The organism is Paraburkholderia sp. J63 (assembly GCF_905220245.1).
Taxonomy (GTDB): domain Bacteria; phylum Pseudomonadota; class Gammaproteobacteria; order Burkholderiales; family Burkholderiaceae; genus Paraburkholderia.
On the sequence record NZ_CAJMZF010000030.1, the window covers coordinates 16,446 to 34,252 of the forward strand.

16 protein-coding genes and 1 pseudogene are annotated in these 17,807 nt (G+C 63.4%); 10 read left to right on the forward strand and 7 right to left on the reverse strand.

The window, feature by feature from the left end:
* Positions 1 to 19: 19 nt before the first annotated feature.
* From U5775_RS26530 to U5775_RS26540, 3 genes are all read right to left on the reverse strand, one after another.
* Entirely contained in the window at positions 20 to 1,414 is a 1,395-nt protein-coding gene (locus tag U5775_RS26530) for a nucleobase:cation symporter-2 family protein (protein WP_322061081.1), read from the reverse strand.
* A 91-nt stretch (positions 1,415 to 1,505) separates the two neighbouring features.
* The gene (locus U5775_RS26535) at positions 1,506 to 3,773 is read right to left on the reverse strand and encodes a xanthine dehydrogenase family protein molybdopterin-binding subunit (RefSeq protein ID WP_322061082.1); all 2,268 of its coding nucleotides are present in this window, start codon (positions 3,771 to 3,773) and stop codon (positions 1,506 to 1,508) included.
* Complete coding sequence (locus tag U5775_RS26540) at positions 3,770 to 4,243, reverse strand: (2Fe-2S)-binding protein (RefSeq protein WP_322061083.1); 474 nt, start codon at positions 4,241 to 4,243, stop codon at positions 3,770 to 3,772. The genes U5775_RS26535 and U5775_RS26540 overlap by 4 nt, the downstream gene beginning before the upstream one ends.
* 165 nt (positions 4,244 to 4,408) lie before the next feature.
* On the opposite strand from U5775_RS26540, the gene U5775_RS26545 reads away from it, so the two are divergent.
* The 7 genes from U5775_RS26545 to U5775_RS26575 all read left to right on the forward strand — a co-directional run bounded on the left by U5775_RS26545 (position 4,409) and on the right by U5775_RS26575 (position 12,285).
* Positions 4,409 to 5,317, forward strand: coding sequence for a LysR substrate-binding domain-containing protein (locus U5775_RS26545; RefSeq protein WP_322061084.1), 909 nt, complete (start codon positions 4,409 to 4,411; stop codon positions 5,315 to 5,317).
* Positions 5,318 to 5,631: 314 nt separating this feature from the next.
* The gene (locus tag U5775_RS26550; protein ID WP_322061085.1) at positions 5,632 to 6,534 is read left to right on the forward strand and encodes an amidohydrolase family protein; all 903 of its coding nucleotides are present in this window, start codon (positions 5,632 to 5,634) and stop codon (positions 6,532 to 6,534) included.
* 33 nt (positions 6,535 to 6,567) lie between these two features.
* The gene (locus tag U5775_RS26555) at positions 6,568 to 7,494 is read left to right on the forward strand and encodes an amidohydrolase family protein (RefSeq protein WP_322061086.1); all 927 of its coding nucleotides are present in this window, start codon (positions 6,568 to 6,570) and stop codon (positions 7,492 to 7,494) included.
* 137 nt (positions 7,495 to 7,631) lie between these two features.
* Entirely contained in the window at positions 7,632 to 9,056 is a 1,425-nt protein-coding gene (locus tag U5775_RS26560) for a UbiD family decarboxylase (RefSeq protein WP_322061087.1), read from the forward strand.
* 98 nt (positions 9,057 to 9,154) lie between these two features.
* On the forward strand, positions 9,155 to 10,270 hold the full coding sequence (locus U5775_RS26565; protein ID WP_322061088.1) for a GTP-binding protein: 1,116 nt from the start codon (positions 9,155 to 9,157) through the stop codon (positions 10,268 to 10,270).
* 56 nt (positions 10,271 to 10,326) lie between these two features.
* Positions 10,327 to 11,055, forward strand: coding sequence for an aspartate/glutamate racemase family protein (locus U5775_RS26570; RefSeq protein WP_322061089.1), 729 nt, complete (start codon positions 10,327 to 10,329; stop codon positions 11,053 to 11,055).
* Positions 11,056 to 11,193: 138 nt separating this feature from the next.
* A complete protein-coding gene (locus tag U5775_RS26575; RefSeq protein WP_322061090.1) occupies positions 11,194 to 12,285 on the forward strand; it encodes a porin in 1,092 nt (363 codons plus the stop codon).
* A gap of 74 nt (positions 12,286 to 12,359) precedes the next feature.
* On the opposite strand, the gene U5775_RS26580 is transcribed toward U5775_RS26575, so the two are convergent.
* Positions 12,360 to 13,556, reverse strand: coding sequence for an MFS transporter (locus U5775_RS26580; RefSeq protein WP_322061091.1), 1,197 nt, complete (start codon positions 13,554 to 13,556; stop codon positions 12,360 to 12,362).
* Between the two features lie 215 nt (positions 13,557 to 13,771).
* Positions 13,772 to 14,500 (reverse strand): HAD family phosphatase, encoded by a 729-nt coding sequence (locus U5775_RS26585; RefSeq protein ID WP_322061092.1) that lies wholly within the window; start codon positions 14,498 to 14,500, stop codon positions 13,772 to 13,774.
* Between the two features lie 249 nt (positions 14,501 to 14,749).
* Between U5775_RS26585 and U5775_RS26590 the strand changes: the two genes are divergently transcribed.
* The 3 genes and pseudogenes from U5775_RS26590 (at position 14,750) to U5775_RS26600 (ending at position 15,441) form a co-directional block, all read left to right on the forward strand.
* Positions 14,750 to 14,941, forward strand: a complete 192-nt coding sequence (locus U5775_RS26590; RefSeq protein WP_322061093.1) for a hypothetical protein — start codon at positions 14,750 to 14,752, stop codon at positions 14,939 to 14,941.
* Between the two features lie 65 nt (positions 14,942 to 15,006).
* Positions 15,007 to 15,165 (forward strand): annotated as a pseudogene (locus U5775_RS26595) (NAD(P)H-dependent oxidoreductase); the annotation flags it as partial.
* Between the two features lie 12 nt (positions 15,166 to 15,177).
* Entirely contained in the window at positions 15,178 to 15,441 is a 264-nt protein-coding gene (locus U5775_RS26600; protein ID WP_322061094.1) for a hypothetical protein, read from the forward strand.
* A 116-nt stretch (positions 15,442 to 15,557) separates the two neighbouring features.
* On the opposite strand, the gene U5775_RS26605 is transcribed toward U5775_RS26600, so the two are convergent.
* The gene (locus tag U5775_RS26605; RefSeq protein ID WP_322061095.1) at positions 15,558 to 16,643 is read right to left on the reverse strand and encodes a PAS domain-containing protein; all 1,086 of its coding nucleotides are present in this window, start codon (positions 16,641 to 16,643) and stop codon (positions 15,558 to 15,560) included.
* 108 nt (positions 16,644 to 16,751) lie between these two features.
* Positions 16,752 to 17,735, reverse strand: coding sequence for a GlxA family transcriptional regulator (locus tag U5775_RS26610; protein WP_322061096.1), 984 nt, complete (start codon positions 17,733 to 17,735; stop codon positions 16,752 to 16,754).
* Positions 17,736 to 17,807 lie beyond the last annotated feature (72 nt).

A 17,807-nucleotide genomic window follows, 5' to 3' on the forward strand; every position in this document is an offset into this window, starting at 1 on the left:
CGACGGGCGTTCGGAAGGTTCAGCGGGTTACGCCATCCTGGTGCGTGACGAAACCGATTGGGTTGCCGGCGCCGGCCATAGCGTGCGAATCCGGGCGAGGTATGCCATTGAACAGCAGATTGAGGCCCACGGAAGTGAGGCACGCGAGCAGAATGCTGCTATGCAGGATCGGCTGGATGGCGCCGGGCAAGCGTGCGAACAGCGCGGGGGAAAAGGTCGGCAGCAGCGAAACGGCCAATGTGGCTGCGACGATGTACAGATTGCGACGGCTCGTTTCGAAATCGACCCGCGCAAGCGTCTTCACCCCGGTCGAAGTCACGACGCCGAACATGAACAGCGCGGCACCGCCAAGCGCGGGCAACGGCACCGACGCCACGATCGTCGCGAGCTTCGGCAGCAGCCCGAGCAGGCACAGGATCACCCCGGCCGCTACCGCAACCCAGCGGCTCTTCACGCCGGTCACCACGAGCAGACCGATATTCTGGCTGTAGATCGTGTAAGGGAAACCGTTGAAAATCCCGCCGATCAGGCTCGCGAGACCATTCGCACGCAGTCCGTTCGTCATCTCCGCCGCCGTGAGTTGCTTGTCGACCACGTCGCCGGTCGCGATGAAGAGCCCCATCGACTCGATCATGACAATTACCATCACGACGACGATCGTGCCCACCGCGATCGGATCGAAGACCGGCATGCCGAAGTAAAACGGCTTGATCATGTCGATCAGCGGTGCCTGCGCGACGCCATGAAAATTGACCATGCCGAACGGGATCGCGGCGATCATGCCGATCGCGAGCGCGAGCAGCACCGAGACATTCGACCAGAAGCCCTTGAGCCAGCGGTTGATCGCGAGGATCGTCACGAACACGAATGCCGCGAGCGCGAGATTCTGCGGTGCGCCGAAGTCGGCCGAGCCCTTGCCTCCGCCGATCCAGTTCACGCCCACCGGAAACAGCGACAGCCCCACGACCATCACGATCGAGCCGCCGACAATGGGCGGAAAGAACCGCACGAGTCTGCCGAACACGGGCGAGAGCAGCATCGTGATCACGCCGCCTGCGATCACCGCGCCGATCACGGCGGTCAGCCCGAGCCCGGGCGCCGTTGCGATCACGAGGATCGGCGGGACGGCGCTGAACGCGACGCCTTGCATGACCGGCATGCGGACGCCGAAGCGCCAGATGCCGCCCGATTGCAGGATCGTCGCGATGCCGCAGGTGAAGAGGTCCGCATTGATAAGCACTGCGACAGACTCTTTCGGCAGCTTCAGCGCGCTTGCGATAATCATGGGCACTGCAACCGCGCCGATATACATCACGAGCACGTGCTGGAGGCCCAGCATCAGGAGCAGCGGCACTTTGGGCACGCTATCGACGGGGGCGGTCTGGCGTCGTACCGGATCGAGTTTTGCTGACATCGGAATGTCTCCTTGCTCTCTGGCTGACTGCCAGGTTTGTTGGGATGAGGCAGGCATGCGCCGGCTCGCCGCGCAGCGAGCCGGTGCGCATTCAGGCGAGCGCGAACGGGGTGGCGCGCAGGCGCTGCCCGGTCGCCGCGAAGATCGCGTTGCCGATGGCCGGCACGACGGGAGGATTCGAGAGCTCGCCGATGCCGCCTGGCTTGCGGTTGGTTGGCGGCATCAACTCGATCTGGACGACGGGCGCCTCGTGAATGCGCAGCACGGGATAGTCGTGGAAATTGCTCTCGCGTACCTGACCGTGCTCGATATGCACGACGTTCATCAGTGCGGTGCTGACGCCCCAGTGGATGCCGCCCGCGAGTTGCTGATGCACCGAGCCCGGATCGACGGCGATCCCGCAGTCGACCACGCAGGTGACCTTGCGCACCGCGATGGTGTGGTCCTTCACGGCGACTTCCGCAATGATCGCGATGAAGCTCTGGTAGCCGTTGTAGATCGCCACGCCCATGCCGCGCTGTGTGCCGTCCGCGTCGCGCGTACCGTGCGGCGTCCAGTGCGCGAGCGTTGCCGCGCGTTCGAGCACCGCGCGCAACTCGGGGCGGCTCGTCAGCATGGCACTGCGATACGCGATCGGGTCCTGGCGGGCCGCATGCGCGGCTTCGTCGGTGATGCTCTCGATCGCGAACACATTGGGCACGAAGCTCACCGCGCGCCACCACCAGATCGGAAAGCCGGGTTCATGTCGTACCCATGCGAGATCGAGCGTGCCGATGTCGTAGTGGAAGTCCGCGTGCATGCTCTCGGTGCAGCTCGGATCGACCGGGAATTTCTGCAGAAAGCCGGGGTCGTCGGGCTCCTTGATCGACGGCACGACCGCGCGCAGGCTCAAGCCGGTTACGCGGCCCGATGCGTCGAGCGCCGCACGCGCCTTGTGCACGCTCGCGCTCTGATAGTAGAGCCCGCGAATGTCGTCTTCCCGGCTATAGAGCAGCTTGACCGGCCTGCCGACGCGCTTCGAGATGAAGGTCACCTCGAGAATCTGATGGAGTCCTTCGCGAGCACCAAAGCTGCCGCCGGCCTGGGTCAGATGAATACGGACCTTCTCGCGCGGGACGCCGGCGATGGTCTCGGCCGCCTGCGCGCAGCGCGACGGCACCTGAACGCCACCCCAGTAGTCGACCGAGTCGGGCTGCACCGACGCGACGATGCTAAGCGGCTCCATCTGCGCATGCGCTTTATAGGGCATCGTGTACACCGCTTCGACGACTTGCGCGGCCTGCACGAACGCGGCATTCGCATCGCCCTTTGCGCTCGCCGCCTTGCCCGGGTCGTCGACGTGCTGCTTCATTTCGGCGACCACATCGTCGGAATTGAAGTTCGCGAAATCGCCAGGCTCCCATTGAACCTTCAGCACCTTGCGCGCGCGTTGCGCGTTCCAGAACTGGTCGGCCACGATCGCGACGCCTGGCTGGCACGCGCCGTTCGCGACGCGTGCGGGCGCATGATCGGGCCGGAAGTGCGCGATCTCCTCGGGGATCTCCAGCGCGAATACATCGTGCACGCCGGGCAGCGCCTTCACCTCGGCCGCGTTGAACGACTTCACTTTCGCGTTGACGACATCGGGGTGGACCACGATGGCGGTCAGCATGCCGGGCAGGTTCACGTCGATCGCGTACTGCGCGCGACCCGTGAGTTTCTCGACGACACGATAGCTGCGGCGCGACTTGCCGATCAGCACGAACTGGTCGGGGCGCTTGAGCGTCACTTGTTGCGGCACAGGCTGGGCGGCGGCGCCGGTGGCGAGTTCGCCATAGCTCAAGCGCCGCCCGCTCGCCGCGTGGATCACTTCGCTGTTCGAGGTCCGGCACGTGGAGGGATCGACGGACCAGCGCTGCGCGGCCTCGGCGACGAGCATCGCGCGCGCCGTCGCGCCCGCCCGCCGCAGCGGCTCCCATTGCCACGACACACTGGTGCTGCCGCCGGTCGCGACCATGCCCCACAACTTCTGCATGTATACCGTCGCGAGCGGGTCGTCGGGCTGAATGACCTGTACATGGGACCAGTCGGCATCCAGCTCGTCGGCCAGCAGCATGCCGAGCGCGTTCTTCACGCCGGTGCCGCTGTCGAATTTGTGGCACACCAGAAAGATCTGGCCGTCCGGTGCGATCCGCACCCACGCGTTCGGCGCGAAGCGGCCGGCCGTGCTGTCGCCGATCGGCGCCGCGAGTGCGGTGCGGATGCCCGCGCCGCCGATTTCTAGCAGCAGTCCGCCCGCGAGCGTGGCGCTCGTCTGCAGAAAGCGGCGGCGGCCGCTCGACGTGGGCGCGGCTTCGGTCAACGGGGCGTGGCGCTTCATGCCGCCGCCTTGTCGCGCAAGGTGCCGGCCGCGCGATGGATCGCGCGGCGGATGCGGTCGTAGGTGCCGCAGCGGCAGATATTGCCCGCCATTGCGGCGTCGATGTCGCTGTCGCTCGGCGTGCGCGTCGTCGCGAGCAGCGCGGCCGCCGACATGATCTGCCCCGACTGGCAGTAGCCGCACTGCGGCACGTCCTCGTCGCGCCATGCCGCTTGAACCGCATGCAGCGACTCAGGCGTGCCGAGCCCCTCGATCGTCGTGATCCGCTTGCCCGCGACGGCGGCGAGCGGCAACTGGCACGAGCGCACGGCGGCGCCTTCCAGATGCACGGTGCAGGCGCCGCATAATCCCATGCCGCAACCGAATTTCGTTCCGCACAGATGCAGCGAATCGCGCAGCACCCACAACAGCGGCGTGTCGGGGGGCGCGTCGACCGAACGCTCGGCACCGTTGATGTTCAGCATCGTCATGGTGTCTCCTGGCCGCCGCGTGGCGCGGCTGTGCGTCGATGAAGAGCGGGCCGCAAGCGATGCAGTCCTGCCCCGGCGTACTTTGTGCGTTGTGTGGGTAAAGCCTATATGCGCAAAATCGATATGTGAAATACGATTTAGGAATCCAATCGATACGAGGTACATATGGATCTGCGCCAGTTGCGCTATTTCATCGCGGTGGCGGAGGAGGGCAACTTCAGCCGGGCCGCCGAGCGCCTGCACATCTCGCAGCCGCCGCTGAGCCAGCAGATCATGGCGCTCGAGGAATCGCTGCACGTGACGCTGTTCGTGCGCGGGCGCCACGGCGCGCGCCTCACGCGCGCTGGCGAGGCGCTGCTCGTGCGCGCGCGCAGTATCGTGAGCGACTGCGACTCGGTTGAAAAACTCGTGCGCCGCGTGGCCGATGGGCTCGAAGGCTATCTCCGCATTGGCATCATCAACTCGGTGATGTACGGGCCGCTGCCGCGCACCATGCACCTGTTCCAGAAGCGCAACCCCGATGTGGAGTGGACGCTGCACGAACTGGTGCCGGACCAGCAGCAGGACGCATTGCTGCGGGGCAAGATCGATGTCGGCTTTGCCTGCAACGCGACCGGGCGCAGCGAATTGCACTCGATCCGCGTGTATCCGCAGCCGCTGATGGCCGCGCTCCCCGGCGGGCATCCGCTCGCGAAGCGCCGCCGCGTGCCGCTCAAGGCGCTATCGGGCGATGCCTTCGTACTCCTGAATACCCAGAGCCCGATCGTTCGCGACGTGCTCGCCGCCTGCACGCGCGATGGCTTCCAGCCGCGCGTGCTGCACGAATCGGTCGACCCGGAGACGATATTGAGCCTCGTGGGCGCCGGTGTGGGCGTGAGCGTCCTGCCGGAGTCGCTCTCGACCACGCCGCGCGAGAACGTCGTGTTCGTCGCGCTCGACGATCGCACGGTGAATGCGGATCTGTATGCCACCGTGCGCCGTGACGAAACGCTGCCCGCACTCCAGAACTTTCTGGCGTTGCTGGCGGAAGTGACCGATGCGTGGCGCCGCGAAGTGACGGCAAAATCCACGTAAAAAGCCACCGACGGCCAATGACGCACGCCTGTGCATTCGGCACGCGGCTGGTGCAACTACGGCTTGACAAACGAATTTCACCGGCGGCATCATTCGCCCGTGGGTAGAAGCGGTCGATCGAACAGCCAGCGGCGCAACGCCGCGATCGTTCAATTGGAGATTGCTCACTGACGGAGTTTCTGTCGGTGGCGCCAATCGGAATCCTCGCCGCGCTCACAGTGCTCCCGAAACCGAGGCAGTCCATACGCCGCACGCATTGCGTCGCGCGCCGTGGCCTGCTGTCTTCCAGTTCAAGCACTGCGAGGAGAGCCCGCATGATTATCGACACAAGCTGCTATCCGACCAATCTCGTCGATCTCGCCTGGCGGCACGACGGCGACCCGTTTACCGGTGAACGCCTGATCGAGATGATGGACGGTCCGTTCCTGATCAACGGCAAGCCGCGCCGCGTCGACAAAGCGTTTATCCAGCCGCCGCAAGGCAACACCATCTACACCTGGACCGACGGCGTGAAGTCGGGCAGCGAATCGATCGATGCCTATATGGCCTACACGGTCGAGATGGTGCAAAAGTATCCCGACCGCTTCATCGGCTGCTTCGTCTATAACCCGCGCTGCGGCGTGGAAAACGGAGTGAACGCCATCGAGCACTACGTGCGCAAGCTCGGGTTCAAGATGGTGCAGTTCCAGGCCAATATGCACGCGTACCGGCCGGACCGCGCGCTCGACTGGTTGCGCCCCGCGCTCGCGAAGTGCGCCGAGCTGGGCGTGATGGTCAAGCTGCACACCGGCGACGGCCCGTACAGCATCCCGACCGAATGGGTGCCGATGATCAAGGAGTTCCCCACGGTCAATTTCATCATGGCTCACTTCGGAGTCCAAACCGGCGGCGTGTACTGCTTCGAGCCGTTCCAGCTCGCGATGGACTTGCCCAACGTGTATTGCGAATCGGGTTGGTGCCTGCAGTCGCGCATCGTGGAGTTCGCGAAGGTGCTGCCCAGGCACAAGATCCTGTTCGGCTCGGATACGCCGCCCAACGAACCCGGCATGTGGCTGCGCCTGCTCGAAGTGCTGTGCTTCGAGCCGCCGCAAGGCCTCAATCTCGACGAAGACACGCTCGAAGACTATCTGGGCAACAACACCGCGCGCATGATCGGCCTCACGCCGACACCGGCGCCCAGGACCGTCGAAGAAGCGCAGTCGCTGCTCGCGGCATAAGCGCGTCACGCCACACGAAACCGGAGCATACGCATGATCATCGATACCCATCTGCATCCGACCAATCTCGTCGACGAGGCGTGGCGCCACACCGGCACGCCGTTTACCGGCGAACGCCTGCTGGAGATGATGGACGGCCCGTACATCATCAACGGCAAGCCGCGCCGCATCGACATGGGTTTCATCCAGCCGCCGCCGGGCAACACCGGCTACCGCGACGGCAACCGCCGCGGCCGTGAAGGCATTCGCGACTACATGTCGTATATCGCGGAGCTGTGCCAGAAGTACCCGGACCGTTTCATCGGCAACTTCACCTTCAACCCGCGCTGGGGCCCCGAAGAGGGCGCGCTCGAACTCGAATTCCACGTGAAGGAGTACGGCTTCAAGATGCTCAAGCTGCACGCCAACATGCACGGCTACCGCCCGGACCGCGCGCTCGACTGGCTGCGCCCCGCCATGAAGATGTGCGCGAAGTACAACATCGTCGTGCTGATCCACACGGGCGACGGCCCGTACACGATCCCGACGATGTTCTACCCGATCATCCGCGAGTTCCCGATGGTCAACTTCATCATCGGACACTTCGGCATTCAGACGGGTGGCAATTACTCGTTCGAGGCGTTCTGGATGGCGATGGATACGCCCAACGTGGTATGCGAATCGGGCTGGTGCTTCCAGTCGCGCATCGTCGAGTTCGCACGCGAGTTGCCGCGCAAGAAGATTGTGTTCGGCACCGATTCGCCGCCGAACGAGCCCGGCATGTGGCTGCGCGAACTCGAAATGCTGTGCGGACCCGCGCCGCAGGGTATGGATCTCGACGAGGACGGCCTCGAGGACTATATGGGCAACAACATTGCGCGTCTCGTTGGCATCAAGACCTCGCCGCCGCCGCGCAACCAGGAGGAAGCGAAGCTGCGCTTGACGGACAGCTACGCTTCGCTCGACGACGTCCCCGCCTGACAAGCCGGGGAAGCGGCGGCCCGGTGCGCGCATCGCGTGCGCACCGGGCCGCGATAGCAGCCGAGCGCAAGGGCGCGGCGCCGCGTGTCGTACGCGGCGCCGCGCGGTTGGAAGGCTGATGACAAGGAACCCACACCATGACATCGTCCCGTTCGTCCGCTCTCGATCGCGTAGATGCCGATCCGCAGGACTTTCGCCATTTCCTCGCCACGTATCGCGCGGCGCATCCCGAAGACGTGCTCGCGATCCGCGAGCGCGTGAGTGCCAATCAGGACCCGACCGCACTCGTCTGGCAATTGGCCGCGCAGGGCCGCCATCCGCTGCTCGCGTTCGAGCAGATCGACGGCTGGCGTACGCCGCTCGTCACCAATGTGTTCGCTTCGAGAAAGCGCATTGCGTGGATGCTCGATACGAACGTGCACAACCTCCACGCCGAATTTCAGGCGCGCAGCCGCCGCATGGTGGCGCCGCGCGTCGTCGCCGATGGGCCCGTGCTCGAATCGGTCGAGACCGAACGCGTCGACCTGACCACGATCCCGACGATCCGCCACTTCGAAACCGATCGCGGCCCGTACATCACGAACGCGATCCTGATCGCTAACGATCCCGAGACCGGCATTGGCAACGCGAGCTATCACCGCTCGATGCTGCATTCGCCCACCGGGATCGCGACGAGCCTGCATTCGCGCGGCCACCTGTGGCGCATGCTGCAGCGCGCGCAGGCGCTCGGCAAGCCGCTGCCGGTCGCGATGGTGATTGGCGCGCATCCGCTTTTCATGCTCGCGGGCGCCGCGCGCCTGCCGTATGGTGTCGACGAGCGGCACGTCGCGGGCGGCCTGCTGGGCGCGCCGCTCGACGTCGTGAAGACGCCGCGTTACGGCATCGAGGTCCCCGCGTTCGCGGAATTCGTGCTCGAAGGCGTGATCGATCCGCACGCGCGTGCCGACGAAGGGCCGTTCGGCGAGTTCACCGGTTATTCGTCCGATCGTTCTACTAATAATCTGTTCAAGGTGGAGAGCGTGCTGCGCCGTCACGAGCCGATCCTGATCGACGTGACGGGCGGCAATTCCGCCGAGCACCTGAATCTCGGCCGCATTCCGCGCGAATCCGAAATGGTCGAGAAGCTCAAGGAGCGTTTCCCGAGCGTGAGCGCGGTGCACTATCCGTCCTCGGGCACGCACTTTCATGCTTACGTCGCGCTCAAGCAGTCGCGGCCCGGCGAGGCGCGCCAGGTGATGCTGGGGCTGCTCGGCTGGGACCCGTATCTGAAAACCGTCGTCGCGGTGGACGCCGACGTCGACGTCACGCGCGACGAGGAAGTGCTGTGGGCGATCGCCACGCATCTGCAGCCGCATCTGGACGTCGTGATCGTGGACGGGCTGCCGGGCAGCGCGCTCGATCCGTCCGCGTCGGGCGTGGGCACGACTTCGCGCATGGGGCTCGACGCCACGCGCGGCCCGAACTTCGACGGCGTGCGCGCACAGATTGGCGCCGACGCGATGACGCGCGCCGCGCAGCTACTCGCGGGATTCGCGTCACGGGCATCGCGGAGCGCATCATGAAGAAGCGCCTGATTGTTGCGATCGCGGGGCTCGTTGGCCGTTGGCAAGGGCTGCGCGCCGACGCCGCCGCGACCTGATTAACCGGAGGAGACACCACCATGAGCCAGTTCAACACGCAATCCATTTCGCAGGTGCCGGTCACGATCCTGACGGGCTTTCTCGGTTCGGGCAAGACGACGCTGCTCAACTACATCCTGACCGAGCGTCATGGCTACCGCATCGCCGTGATCGAGAACGAGTTCGGCGAAGTGGACGTCGATTCGGATCTCGTGCTGACCTCCGACGAGGAAATCTTCCAGATGACGAACGGCTGCATCTGCTGCACGGTGGACGTTCGCACGGATCTCGTGAAGATCCTGCAGAAGCTGCTCGAGCGGCCCGAGAAGTTCGATCACATTCTCGTGGAGACGAGCGGCCTTGCGGACCCGACGCCCGTTGCCGCGACGTTCTTCATGGATCACGACGTCGCGCGCCAGGTGGCGCTCGACGGCGTGGTGACGCTCGTCGATGCGCTGCATATCGAGAGCCATCTCGACGATCCGCAACTGCACGGCTTCGACAATCAGGCCGTCGACCAGATCGTCGCGGCGGACCGCATCATCGTGAACAAGACCGATCTCGTGAACGGCGATGCGGTGGCCGCGCTCGAAGCGCGGCTGCACCGGCTCAACGAAGGCGCGCAGATTCTGCGCTCGAATTACGCGCAGGTCGACTTGACGAAGATTCTCGGTATCGGCGGCTTCACACCGGCGAGCACGAGCCTCGACGACCACGATCATGGGCACGATCACGAGGTGCACGACCACGGCCATGAGCACGACCACGATCACGTCTGCGACGAAACATGCGCGCACGATCACCACGAGGCAGGCCACGATCTCAGCCATCGCCACGATCCTTCGGTAAGCTCAGTATCGATCGTGTTCGACCGGCCGTTCGACCTCGCCCGGCTCGAAGCAGGCCTGCGCGCGCTGCTCGCCGCGCAGGGCGACGACGTGTTCCGCATGAAGGGCATCTTCGACATCGCGGGCGATGACCGCCGCCATATCGTGCAGGCGGTGCACCGGCAACTCGATCTGCACGCAGCCGAGCCGTGGGCGAACGAGGTGCGCGAGAGCAAGATCGTGTTCATCGGCCGCAACCTCGATCGCCGGCGCCTCCAGGTGATGCTTGACCTGTGCGCGTGGCGCGAGCCGGTTTGCACGGACGCCTGATCTGACGACCTTTTGGCGTCGGGCGTTTTCGCCCGATGCCGGGGAGCCCTGTTTCAATGGCAAAACGTATCCATCTCGGCATGCTGACACCGTCGTCGAACACGGTGCTGGAGCCGCTGACGAGCGCGATGATCGCCGGCCTGCCCGGCGTCAGCGCGCATTTCTCGCGCTTTCCCGTGACCGAGATTTCGCTGGCCGCGCGCGCGACCGATCAGTTCGACTTCGAGCGCATCCTCGACGCGGCGCGTCTGCTCGCGCACGCGCACGTCGACGTGATCGCGTGGAGCGGCACCTCGGCGGGCTGGCTCGGCTTCGACGGCGACGTCGAGCTGTGCCGGCGCATTACCGAGGCGACCGGCATACCGGCGAGCACCTCGGTGCTCGCGCTCAACGAGATCCTCGATCATACGGGCGTGCGCCGCTTCGGCCTCGCGACGCCGTATCTCGACGATGTGCAGCGCAGGATCGTCGAGAACTACGGCCGCCACGACTTCGAATGCGTGGCCGAGCGGCATCTGGGGCTGGAGGTGAACTACAGCTTCGCCGAAGTCACCGATACGCAGATCCGTGCGGCGGTGCGCGACATCGCGCGCGCGTCGCCCCAGGCAATCACGACCTTCTGCACGAACCTGCGCGCCGCGCCGCTCGTAGAAGAACTCGAGGCCGAGCTCGGCATTCCCGTATACGACACGGTGGCGACGGCGGTATGGAAGTCGTTGCGGATCGTGGGCGTGGACACGCACGACGTCCGCGGTTGGGGACGGTTGTTTCGCGAAGTGGATTGAGTGGCATAAAAAATTTTACCGATAAAAATAAATCGGACTCCTGTTCAATACGCCGTTTACTCGAAATCAGACTCTGCTGGCGAGGTGGCATGGCGAATCTGCCGGCCTGAAAAACAATTCTTGTCGAGTGGAAACCGTATGAAACTGGGAAGAAAAGGCCATCGCGTGACAAACGCGGCCCTCGTCGCCACGATTTGTTACGGGGCATTCATGGGGTCAGCGCAAGCGCAATCCAGCGTGCAGCTTTATGGTCAGATAGACGAGTGGGTCGGCGCGCAGAAGTTTCCCGGCAACCAGCGTGCGTGGGGCGTGCTGGGAGGAGGGATGTCCACTTCGTACTGGGGCATGAAAGGCCGCGAAGACCTGGGCGGGGGATACCAGGCGATTTTCGCGCTGGAATCGTTCTTTCGGGCCCAGAATGGCCAGAGCGGTCGCTTCCAGGGGGACACGTTTTTTGCACGCAACGCCTATGTGGGAATACTGTCGCCGTACGGTACGTTGACTGCGGGCCGCATGACGTCGAATTTGTTCGTTTCGACGATCTTGTTCAACCCCTTCGTTGATTCCTACCAGTTCTCGCCGATGATCCTCCACACGTATCTCGGCACCAGTACGTTTCCCGCTTACCGCACAGACCAGGGTGCAATAGGCGACTCGGGCTGGAGTAACGCGGTTGGCTGGTCCTCGCCGAACTTCTCGGGCCTGTCCGCATCGACGATGTACGCGTTTGGCAATGGGGCGGGGGAGGGCGGCCAGCACAAAGATAGCGCGCAGCTGTTATACGTAAATAATGCATTCGCGGCGACCGTAGTCTATCAGTACGTCAACTACAAGAACGTGGCAAACGATTTTCTGACGCCAGGTTCGGCAAATGTTGTCGCTGGCCTGCGCAGCCAGAGCATCGGCCAGCTTGGTGTGAGCTACAACTTCAGGATAATCAGGTTTTATGGCCAGTACATGTATACGGGCAATTCCGTCGTAACGGGAAACTACCACGTAAGCACGGGACAGTTCGGTTTCACGGTACCTGTTGGAGTCGGTACGATCATGGCTTCGTATGTCTATTCAAAGGACACCGGGGGTTTTGACCAGAACCGCAAAACATGGGCTATCGGGTATGACTATCCGCTCTCCAAACGGACGGACGTTTATGCCGCCTATCTGGGTGACAAGATTTCCGGCGAGTCGTACGGCGACACCTTTGGGGTGGGCATTCGCGCGAAGTTCTAGGGACGTGGTGGTTTTGGCTCTGCTTATAGCGCTTTGGCATTTCCTTGTGGAAACGCCAAAGCGTTCAGTGTGCCTCAGCGCTCGCTTACGCGCCGCGATCGCCACACGCTTTGCGTGCCAATCCACACAAGCAACGCAATGCCCGCAAACGCGCCACCCGCCGCGCAAACGCCAAGCCACCCAGCAACCGAACACGCGGCTCCGGCCACGCTCGAACCCAGCGCACCGCCCACGAAATAGCTCGCGAGATACACGGTCATGATCCGGCTGCGCGCGCTTTCGTCGATGGCGAGGATCACGCCCTGGTTGACGATGTGCAGTCCCTGCACGCCGACGTCGAGGAGCAGCGTGCCCGCAATCAGCAGCGGCAGCGACGTGCCGCCCCCCGCGAGCAGTGCGAACGCAATCAGAATCATCGCGGCGAACATCCCGGTCGCCTTGTTCTCGTGGCCGAGGTCCACGAACCGTCCGGCCGACTGCGCGGCAAGCGCGCCGATCACGCCGACGATCCCGAACAGCCCGATCTGCGCTTCGTCGTATCCATAGGGCGGCTTGCTCAGCACGAATACGAGCCCTGTCCACACGATGCTGAAGCACGCGAATGCGAGGGCCCCATAGACCGAGCGCAGCACGAGCAGCGGTTCACGATGCATGAGTTGCGCGAGCGACGCAAGCAGGCTCGCGTAGCGGAATTGCACGGTCGCATGCACGCGCTTGGGTAGCGCGATCGCGAGCACGGCGGCAATTGCGATGCCGGCCACCCCCGCGATCGCATAGATCGCGCGCCAGCCCGCCCAGTAAGCGACATAGCCGGCGACGATCCGTGCGAGCAGTACACCGAGCAACAGCCCGCTCATCACGACGCCCACTGTGCGGCCGCGCGATGCGGGATCGGCAAGGGATGCAGCCATCGTGATCAGGATCTGTGTCGAGCAAGAGGTGACGCCGAGCAGCAGGCAGCCGGCAGCGAACGTCACGTAGTTCGGGCTATACGCAATGATGCCGAGCGCGATGACGTTCGCGGCGAGCAGGCGTAACACGAGCGCGCGGCGGTCGACGACGTCGCCGAGCGGCACGATCAGGATAAAACCTCCTGCGTAGCCGAGCTGGGTGAGCGTGACGAGATAGCCGGGATCGGATGCCGGGCGACCGAACGCGGCCCCGATTGTCGCGAGTAGCGGCTGTGCGTAATAGACGTTGGCGACAATCACACCGCAGGCGAGCGCGAACAGCGTCGCCATCCCGCGCGTGAGGCCGAGATTCTCCTTCATCGAGATTACCTCGTGGAATACAGCTGACCGGACGCGTCGCCGGGGCGGCTCGCGCATCGTGCTATTCGATCGGATGGTAGGGAACCTGGTTCGATATGTAAAATATCGAATTAATTGCACAACGATACGGAAGGCATATGGAATTCGGTGGCAGAAACAGACGGTTTGCTGCCGACCAGGGTTGCTATCGCAACGATAGATAGCGGTACCAATCGTCACTTACATGGAAAGTTCTGGTGTGCACTGTCGTTCACGACATCGCGAGAGGTGTCCTGCGTCAGAAGTTCTACGCCGAACCACGTAGAAACGCATTCGATCGCCTGATCAAGACTCTCCAGCTTTGCAAAGCTAACCCCGATGACTTCGACCGACGGTTGCTTCAGGTCTGGCACCGTCACGACTCGTATTCCCGCGCGATGTGCGGCAAGCACACCGTTCTCACTATCCTCAAACGCCAGGCAATCGCCCGGCGATTTCTCCAGACGAGAAGCCGCAAGCTCGTACACGGCCGGATCCGGCTTACCGCGGACGACTTCATCGCCCCCGGCAATCGCATCAAAGAAGTCGAGCACGCCGACCCGTGCAAGCCGGGATCTAATCTCTTGTCCGCTCGATGACGACGCTACCGCGCAGGGGACTCCAGCTTTGACCAACGTGGTCAGCAGATCATGTACTCCCGGCTTCAGTGGAAATACCGGTGGAGTCGTCGGAGAGTGCAAGCGCTGGCGAACTCGCGCAAGCGCTTCCTGAAACACCGGCTCTGCGTCGAACATCCTGGCTAGCATCGCGTGGCACTCAGGCAGCGACCGCCCGATGATCTCGGCGTAGTCGACCGGGCGGACAGGAACGCTGAGTTCCTGTCCGACGGCGATCCACGTGTTCATGATCGTTCGCTCCGAATCGATCAGTAATCCGTCCATGTCGAAGATTGCCGCAGAGAACATATGCAAAGAATCCTGAGTGCTTGAGGTGGGGCCGGGGCATGCCGAATCCCGGCGCCCCGACCAGAGTTTATCGAAAACTCCCGCTGGTGCTAGTGCGAAAACCCGGAGGCCGTTTCGCCGAGGCTTTTGCCCCTGGTTTCAGGGGCCAGCCATTGCGACACGCTCGCGCTGACGGCGGCGATCAGTATGGATGGCATCTGGAGGACAATGGCGACCTGAGTGGAGTGCGGCTGCAAGACCTGTCAATTCATGGAGCGCAACCGACAGCTCACCGATCCGGCCGAGCTGACGCGGCGCGTCACCGAAGCCGTGCCGGTTCCCGTCATCGCGGCCGGCAGCATCGACAGCGAGGCGCGCGTCAAGGTTATGATTGACGCCAGGACGTGGGGTTTCACAGTCGGCAGCGCATTGTTTCAGGGTACGTTCGGAGCACGCGCGTAGTCAGCGTCTTGGCGAGCGGCTGATCGATGCAGTACGTGACGAAGCGCGGCAAGCGGGGTGGGCGCAGCGACGCTTTGCTGATCAGTACGCCTATGCATAACTTCACGGTGCCCGCTGCGTTGAAGCTCTGGATTGATTTCGTATTACGTGTTGGCCGGACATTCAAATCCACGGCCGAAGGCAAGTTTGGCCTGCTCGCGGATCGTCCTGCCCTGGTGCTGGTGCGCTGAAACCGCATGACTACGCCTCTGAGACTCGACTATCGAAAACTGTCCGCCGACGCCTATCAGGGTTTGCATGCGAGCACGCTATTCAGCGAGCGGGAACGTGCGGCACTGGAATGGGCCGAGGCGCTGACACGCGTGTACGAGACGCATGCGCCGGATAAAACGTTCGAGATGCTCAAGCCGCATTTCAGCGAAGCGGAGATCTCGGATCTTACGGTCGCCATCGCGCTGATGAATGCATTTAATCGTGTCGCGATCGGCATGCGGCAGTAACCAGCGCTCCGCAATGCCGGTCGCGCGCGCCGGATGACCGCGCGAGAGAAGCCCGCCGTACCGATGGCCGTTGCTGATGATCAGGATCGCCCATTCGTGATGTTTCAAACGCAGTCTCAGCGCGGCAACGGCAGTGGCACCGCCGGGCTGTCTGCGGCAGGCTTCGCCGCTGCCGCCAGGTCGGCGGGCCTGGCCGCGCGGCAGAGTGCCGTGAGCCACACATCGTCGCCATGCGGCGACGCGCGCGCGTGGCCCTCCTCGACGACGAGCCGCCATGTGCCGTCGGGCAGCGACGTGCGGTACAGGACGCGATAGTCCGTGCGTTTCGCGATCGCTTCGTCGATGGCGGTGTCCCGTGCGGCGCGGTCGTCCGGGTTGATGAACCTGGCGAGGTCCGCGTAATGGCACGGCGCCGAACCCGGATCGACGCAGAATAGCCGGCACCATTCGCTCGACACGATCAATTCGTCCTGGTTGCGCAGCCAACGACAGGCACCGAAACCTTCCATGCGTTCGGCGTCGTTCAAAAGTTGCACGCGCCTTTCCTCCGCGCATTCGGCCTCCTTGCGCGCGCTGATATCGATGGTCATGCCGAGAACCCGCATGGGGCGCCTTGCGTCGTCGAGCAGCGTGGCAAAACGCGATTCGATCCAGCGTATCCGGCCGTCCGGCAGAATAATGCGGAAATTCCATACGTGGGAAGTCCCGTCCACGATGACTTCGTGCATCGCCTCGGCATTGAGCCAGATCGAGTCTACGGGGTGCAGGATGGGCCAGAATTCGTCGTTGCTGTGAATCTCACGGCCGTAGAGCTTTGCGCAGTTGTCGGAATAGATGAGCTCGTCGGTGACGAGATTCCATTCCCACGTCACGATTCCGGATGCTTGCTGCGCCTCTCTCATACGCGCTTCGTTCGACACGATTTCGGCCGTATAGCGTCGACGCAGATCTGTCATGGGCAGATCCGGGCTAGCGCTGACGCCGAGATCCTTCACGGCTTCGTCGCCGTAGCGCAGCCATACCCAGCTTACATCGAGGAATGCCGCAAGGCGGCGCAGATTCGAATAGTCGATCTCGCCGCCGCGCGTCCACTTGTGGACCGCAGGACGCGAAATGCCGACGGCGTCGGCTACCGTTTGCAGGCTTAGCTTCTTGTGCTCGAAAAGCACCTTGAGACGGAACGCGAATGTATCCACCGACATTCAATGGCTCTTTGATCAAAAAAGGCACGCCGAGCCCCGCACCCGGCTGATAGGGGGTGAACCAGCGGGCGAACCGACGGGCGGTGTGGCGTGATCCGGCGCGATCCGCTATGGCGTGCCGCTGGCCGCGCGTTCCTGGCCCGGGGTTCGCTCAAAGAACTGCTTGTAGCAGCGCCCGAGGTGCGATGGGCTTGCGAAACCACACTGCATTGCGATGTCGAGCAGGGACCACGTCGATTCCCGCAGCAGCTTCTGCGCTGCCTTCAACCGGAGTTCGAGATAGAACTGCGCGGGACCGACATTGAAATGCTTGAGCCACATTCGCTCGAACTGGCGTGGCGAGATACCGACCAGCGAGGCGATGGTTTTCATCGGGATGGGTCGTTCGATGTTCTGTTCCATCAGCGTGATGCCATTGACGATGCGCCGGTCTTCGACGCGATAGCGCCACTGGATTGCCATTTTCTGGCTTTCCTGCGCCGTTCGCATGCGAGTGTGGATGAACTGGTCGGCCACCTCCGCGGCCAACTGGTTACCGTGCTGGCGCGCAATCAGGTCCAGCATCATGTCGATGGCCGCCGTGCCTCCGCTGCAGGTCATCCGGTCGCCGTCGATGCAGTACAGATCGCGGGTCACGTCGAGTGTGGGAAATTCGTTACCGAGCTCCTTGAGCGCTTCCCAGTGGATCGTGCAGCGGCGCCCTTCCAGCAACCCGGCGCGTGCGAGGATCGCCGTGCCCAGGCTGATCCCCCCAAGCGCGATGCCCATCGCTGCATAGCGCCGCAAAAAGTCGAACACCTGCGCATTCCGGTAGTGCTCTACGCCAATGCTCGCCACCACGAACAGGTGGCTCAACTCCGGCGAAGACGTGATGGCAAATTCGGGCAGTAGCGAGAAACCCGAACTCGACGAGACCGGCTCGCCATCCACACTGATCAAATGCCAGCTGTAAAGCGGCCTGCCGCTCATGCGGTTCGCAGCACGCAGGGGCTCGGTCACGGAACTCAGCGCCATCATCGAAAAATGCGGAACGAGAAAGAAACCCATCCGCTGCGTCGAGCGGTCAACATCGTCGATTTCTGATCGGTCCATGGAAGCCCTGAATTGATTGTGCGGAAGCGCTCCGAAATTGTTCACCGGTCGCTAACGGCTTCTGTTCGACGC

Coding starts and splice junctions, on each gene's coding strand:
- U5775_RS26530 (WP_322061081.1), bottom strand. CDS start 1,414: ATGTCAGCAAAACTCGATCCGGTACGACGCCAGACCGCCCCCGTCGAT.
- U5775_RS26535 (WP_322061082.1), bottom strand. CDS start 3,773: ATGAAGCGCCACGCCCCGTTGACCGAAGCCGCGCCCACGTCGAGCGGC.
- U5775_RS26540 (WP_322061083.1), bottom strand. CDS start 4,243: ATGACGATGCTGAACATCAACGGTGCCGAGCGTTCGGTCGACGCGCCC.
- U5775_RS26545 (WP_322061084.1), top strand. CDS start 4,409: ATGGATCTGCGCCAGTTGCGCTATTTCATCGCGGTGGCGGAGGAGGGC.
- U5775_RS26550 (WP_322061085.1), top strand. CDS start 5,632: ATGATTATCGACACAAGCTGCTATCCGACCAATCTCGTCGATCTCGCC.
- U5775_RS26555 (WP_322061086.1), top strand. CDS start 6,568: ATGATCATCGATACCCATCTGCATCCGACCAATCTCGTCGACGAGGCG.
- U5775_RS26560 (WP_322061087.1), top strand. CDS start 7,632: ATGACATCGTCCCGTTCGTCCGCTCTCGATCGCGTAGATGCCGATCCG.
- U5775_RS26565 (WP_322061088.1), top strand. CDS start 9,155: ATGAGCCAGTTCAACACGCAATCCATTTCGCAGGTGCCGGTCACGATC.
- U5775_RS26570 (WP_322061089.1), top strand. CDS start 10,327: ATGGCAAAACGTATCCATCTCGGCATGCTGACACCGTCGTCGAACACG.
- U5775_RS26575 (WP_322061090.1), top strand. CDS start 11,194: ATGAAACTGGGAAGAAAAGGCCATCGCGTGACAAACGCGGCCCTCGTC.
- U5775_RS26580 (WP_322061091.1), bottom strand. CDS start 13,556: ATGAAGGAGAATCTCGGCCTCACGCGCGGGATGGCGACGCTGTTCGCG.
- U5775_RS26585 (WP_322061092.1), bottom strand. CDS start 14,500: ATGTTCTCTGCGGCAATCTTCGACATGGACGGATTACTGATCGATTCG.
- U5775_RS26590 (WP_322061093.1), top strand. CDS start 14,750: ATGGAGCGCAACCGACAGCTCACCGATCCGGCCGAGCTGACGCGGCGC.
- U5775_RS26600 (WP_322061094.1), top strand. CDS start 15,178: ATGACTACGCCTCTGAGACTCGACTATCGAAAACTGTCCGCCGACGCC.
- U5775_RS26605 (WP_322061095.1), bottom strand. CDS start 16,643: ATGTCGGTGGATACATTCGCGTTCCGTCTCAAGGTGCTTTTCGAGCAC.
- U5775_RS26610 (WP_322061096.1), bottom strand. CDS start 17,735: ATGGACCGATCAGAAATCGACGATGTTGACCGCTCGACGCAGCGGATG.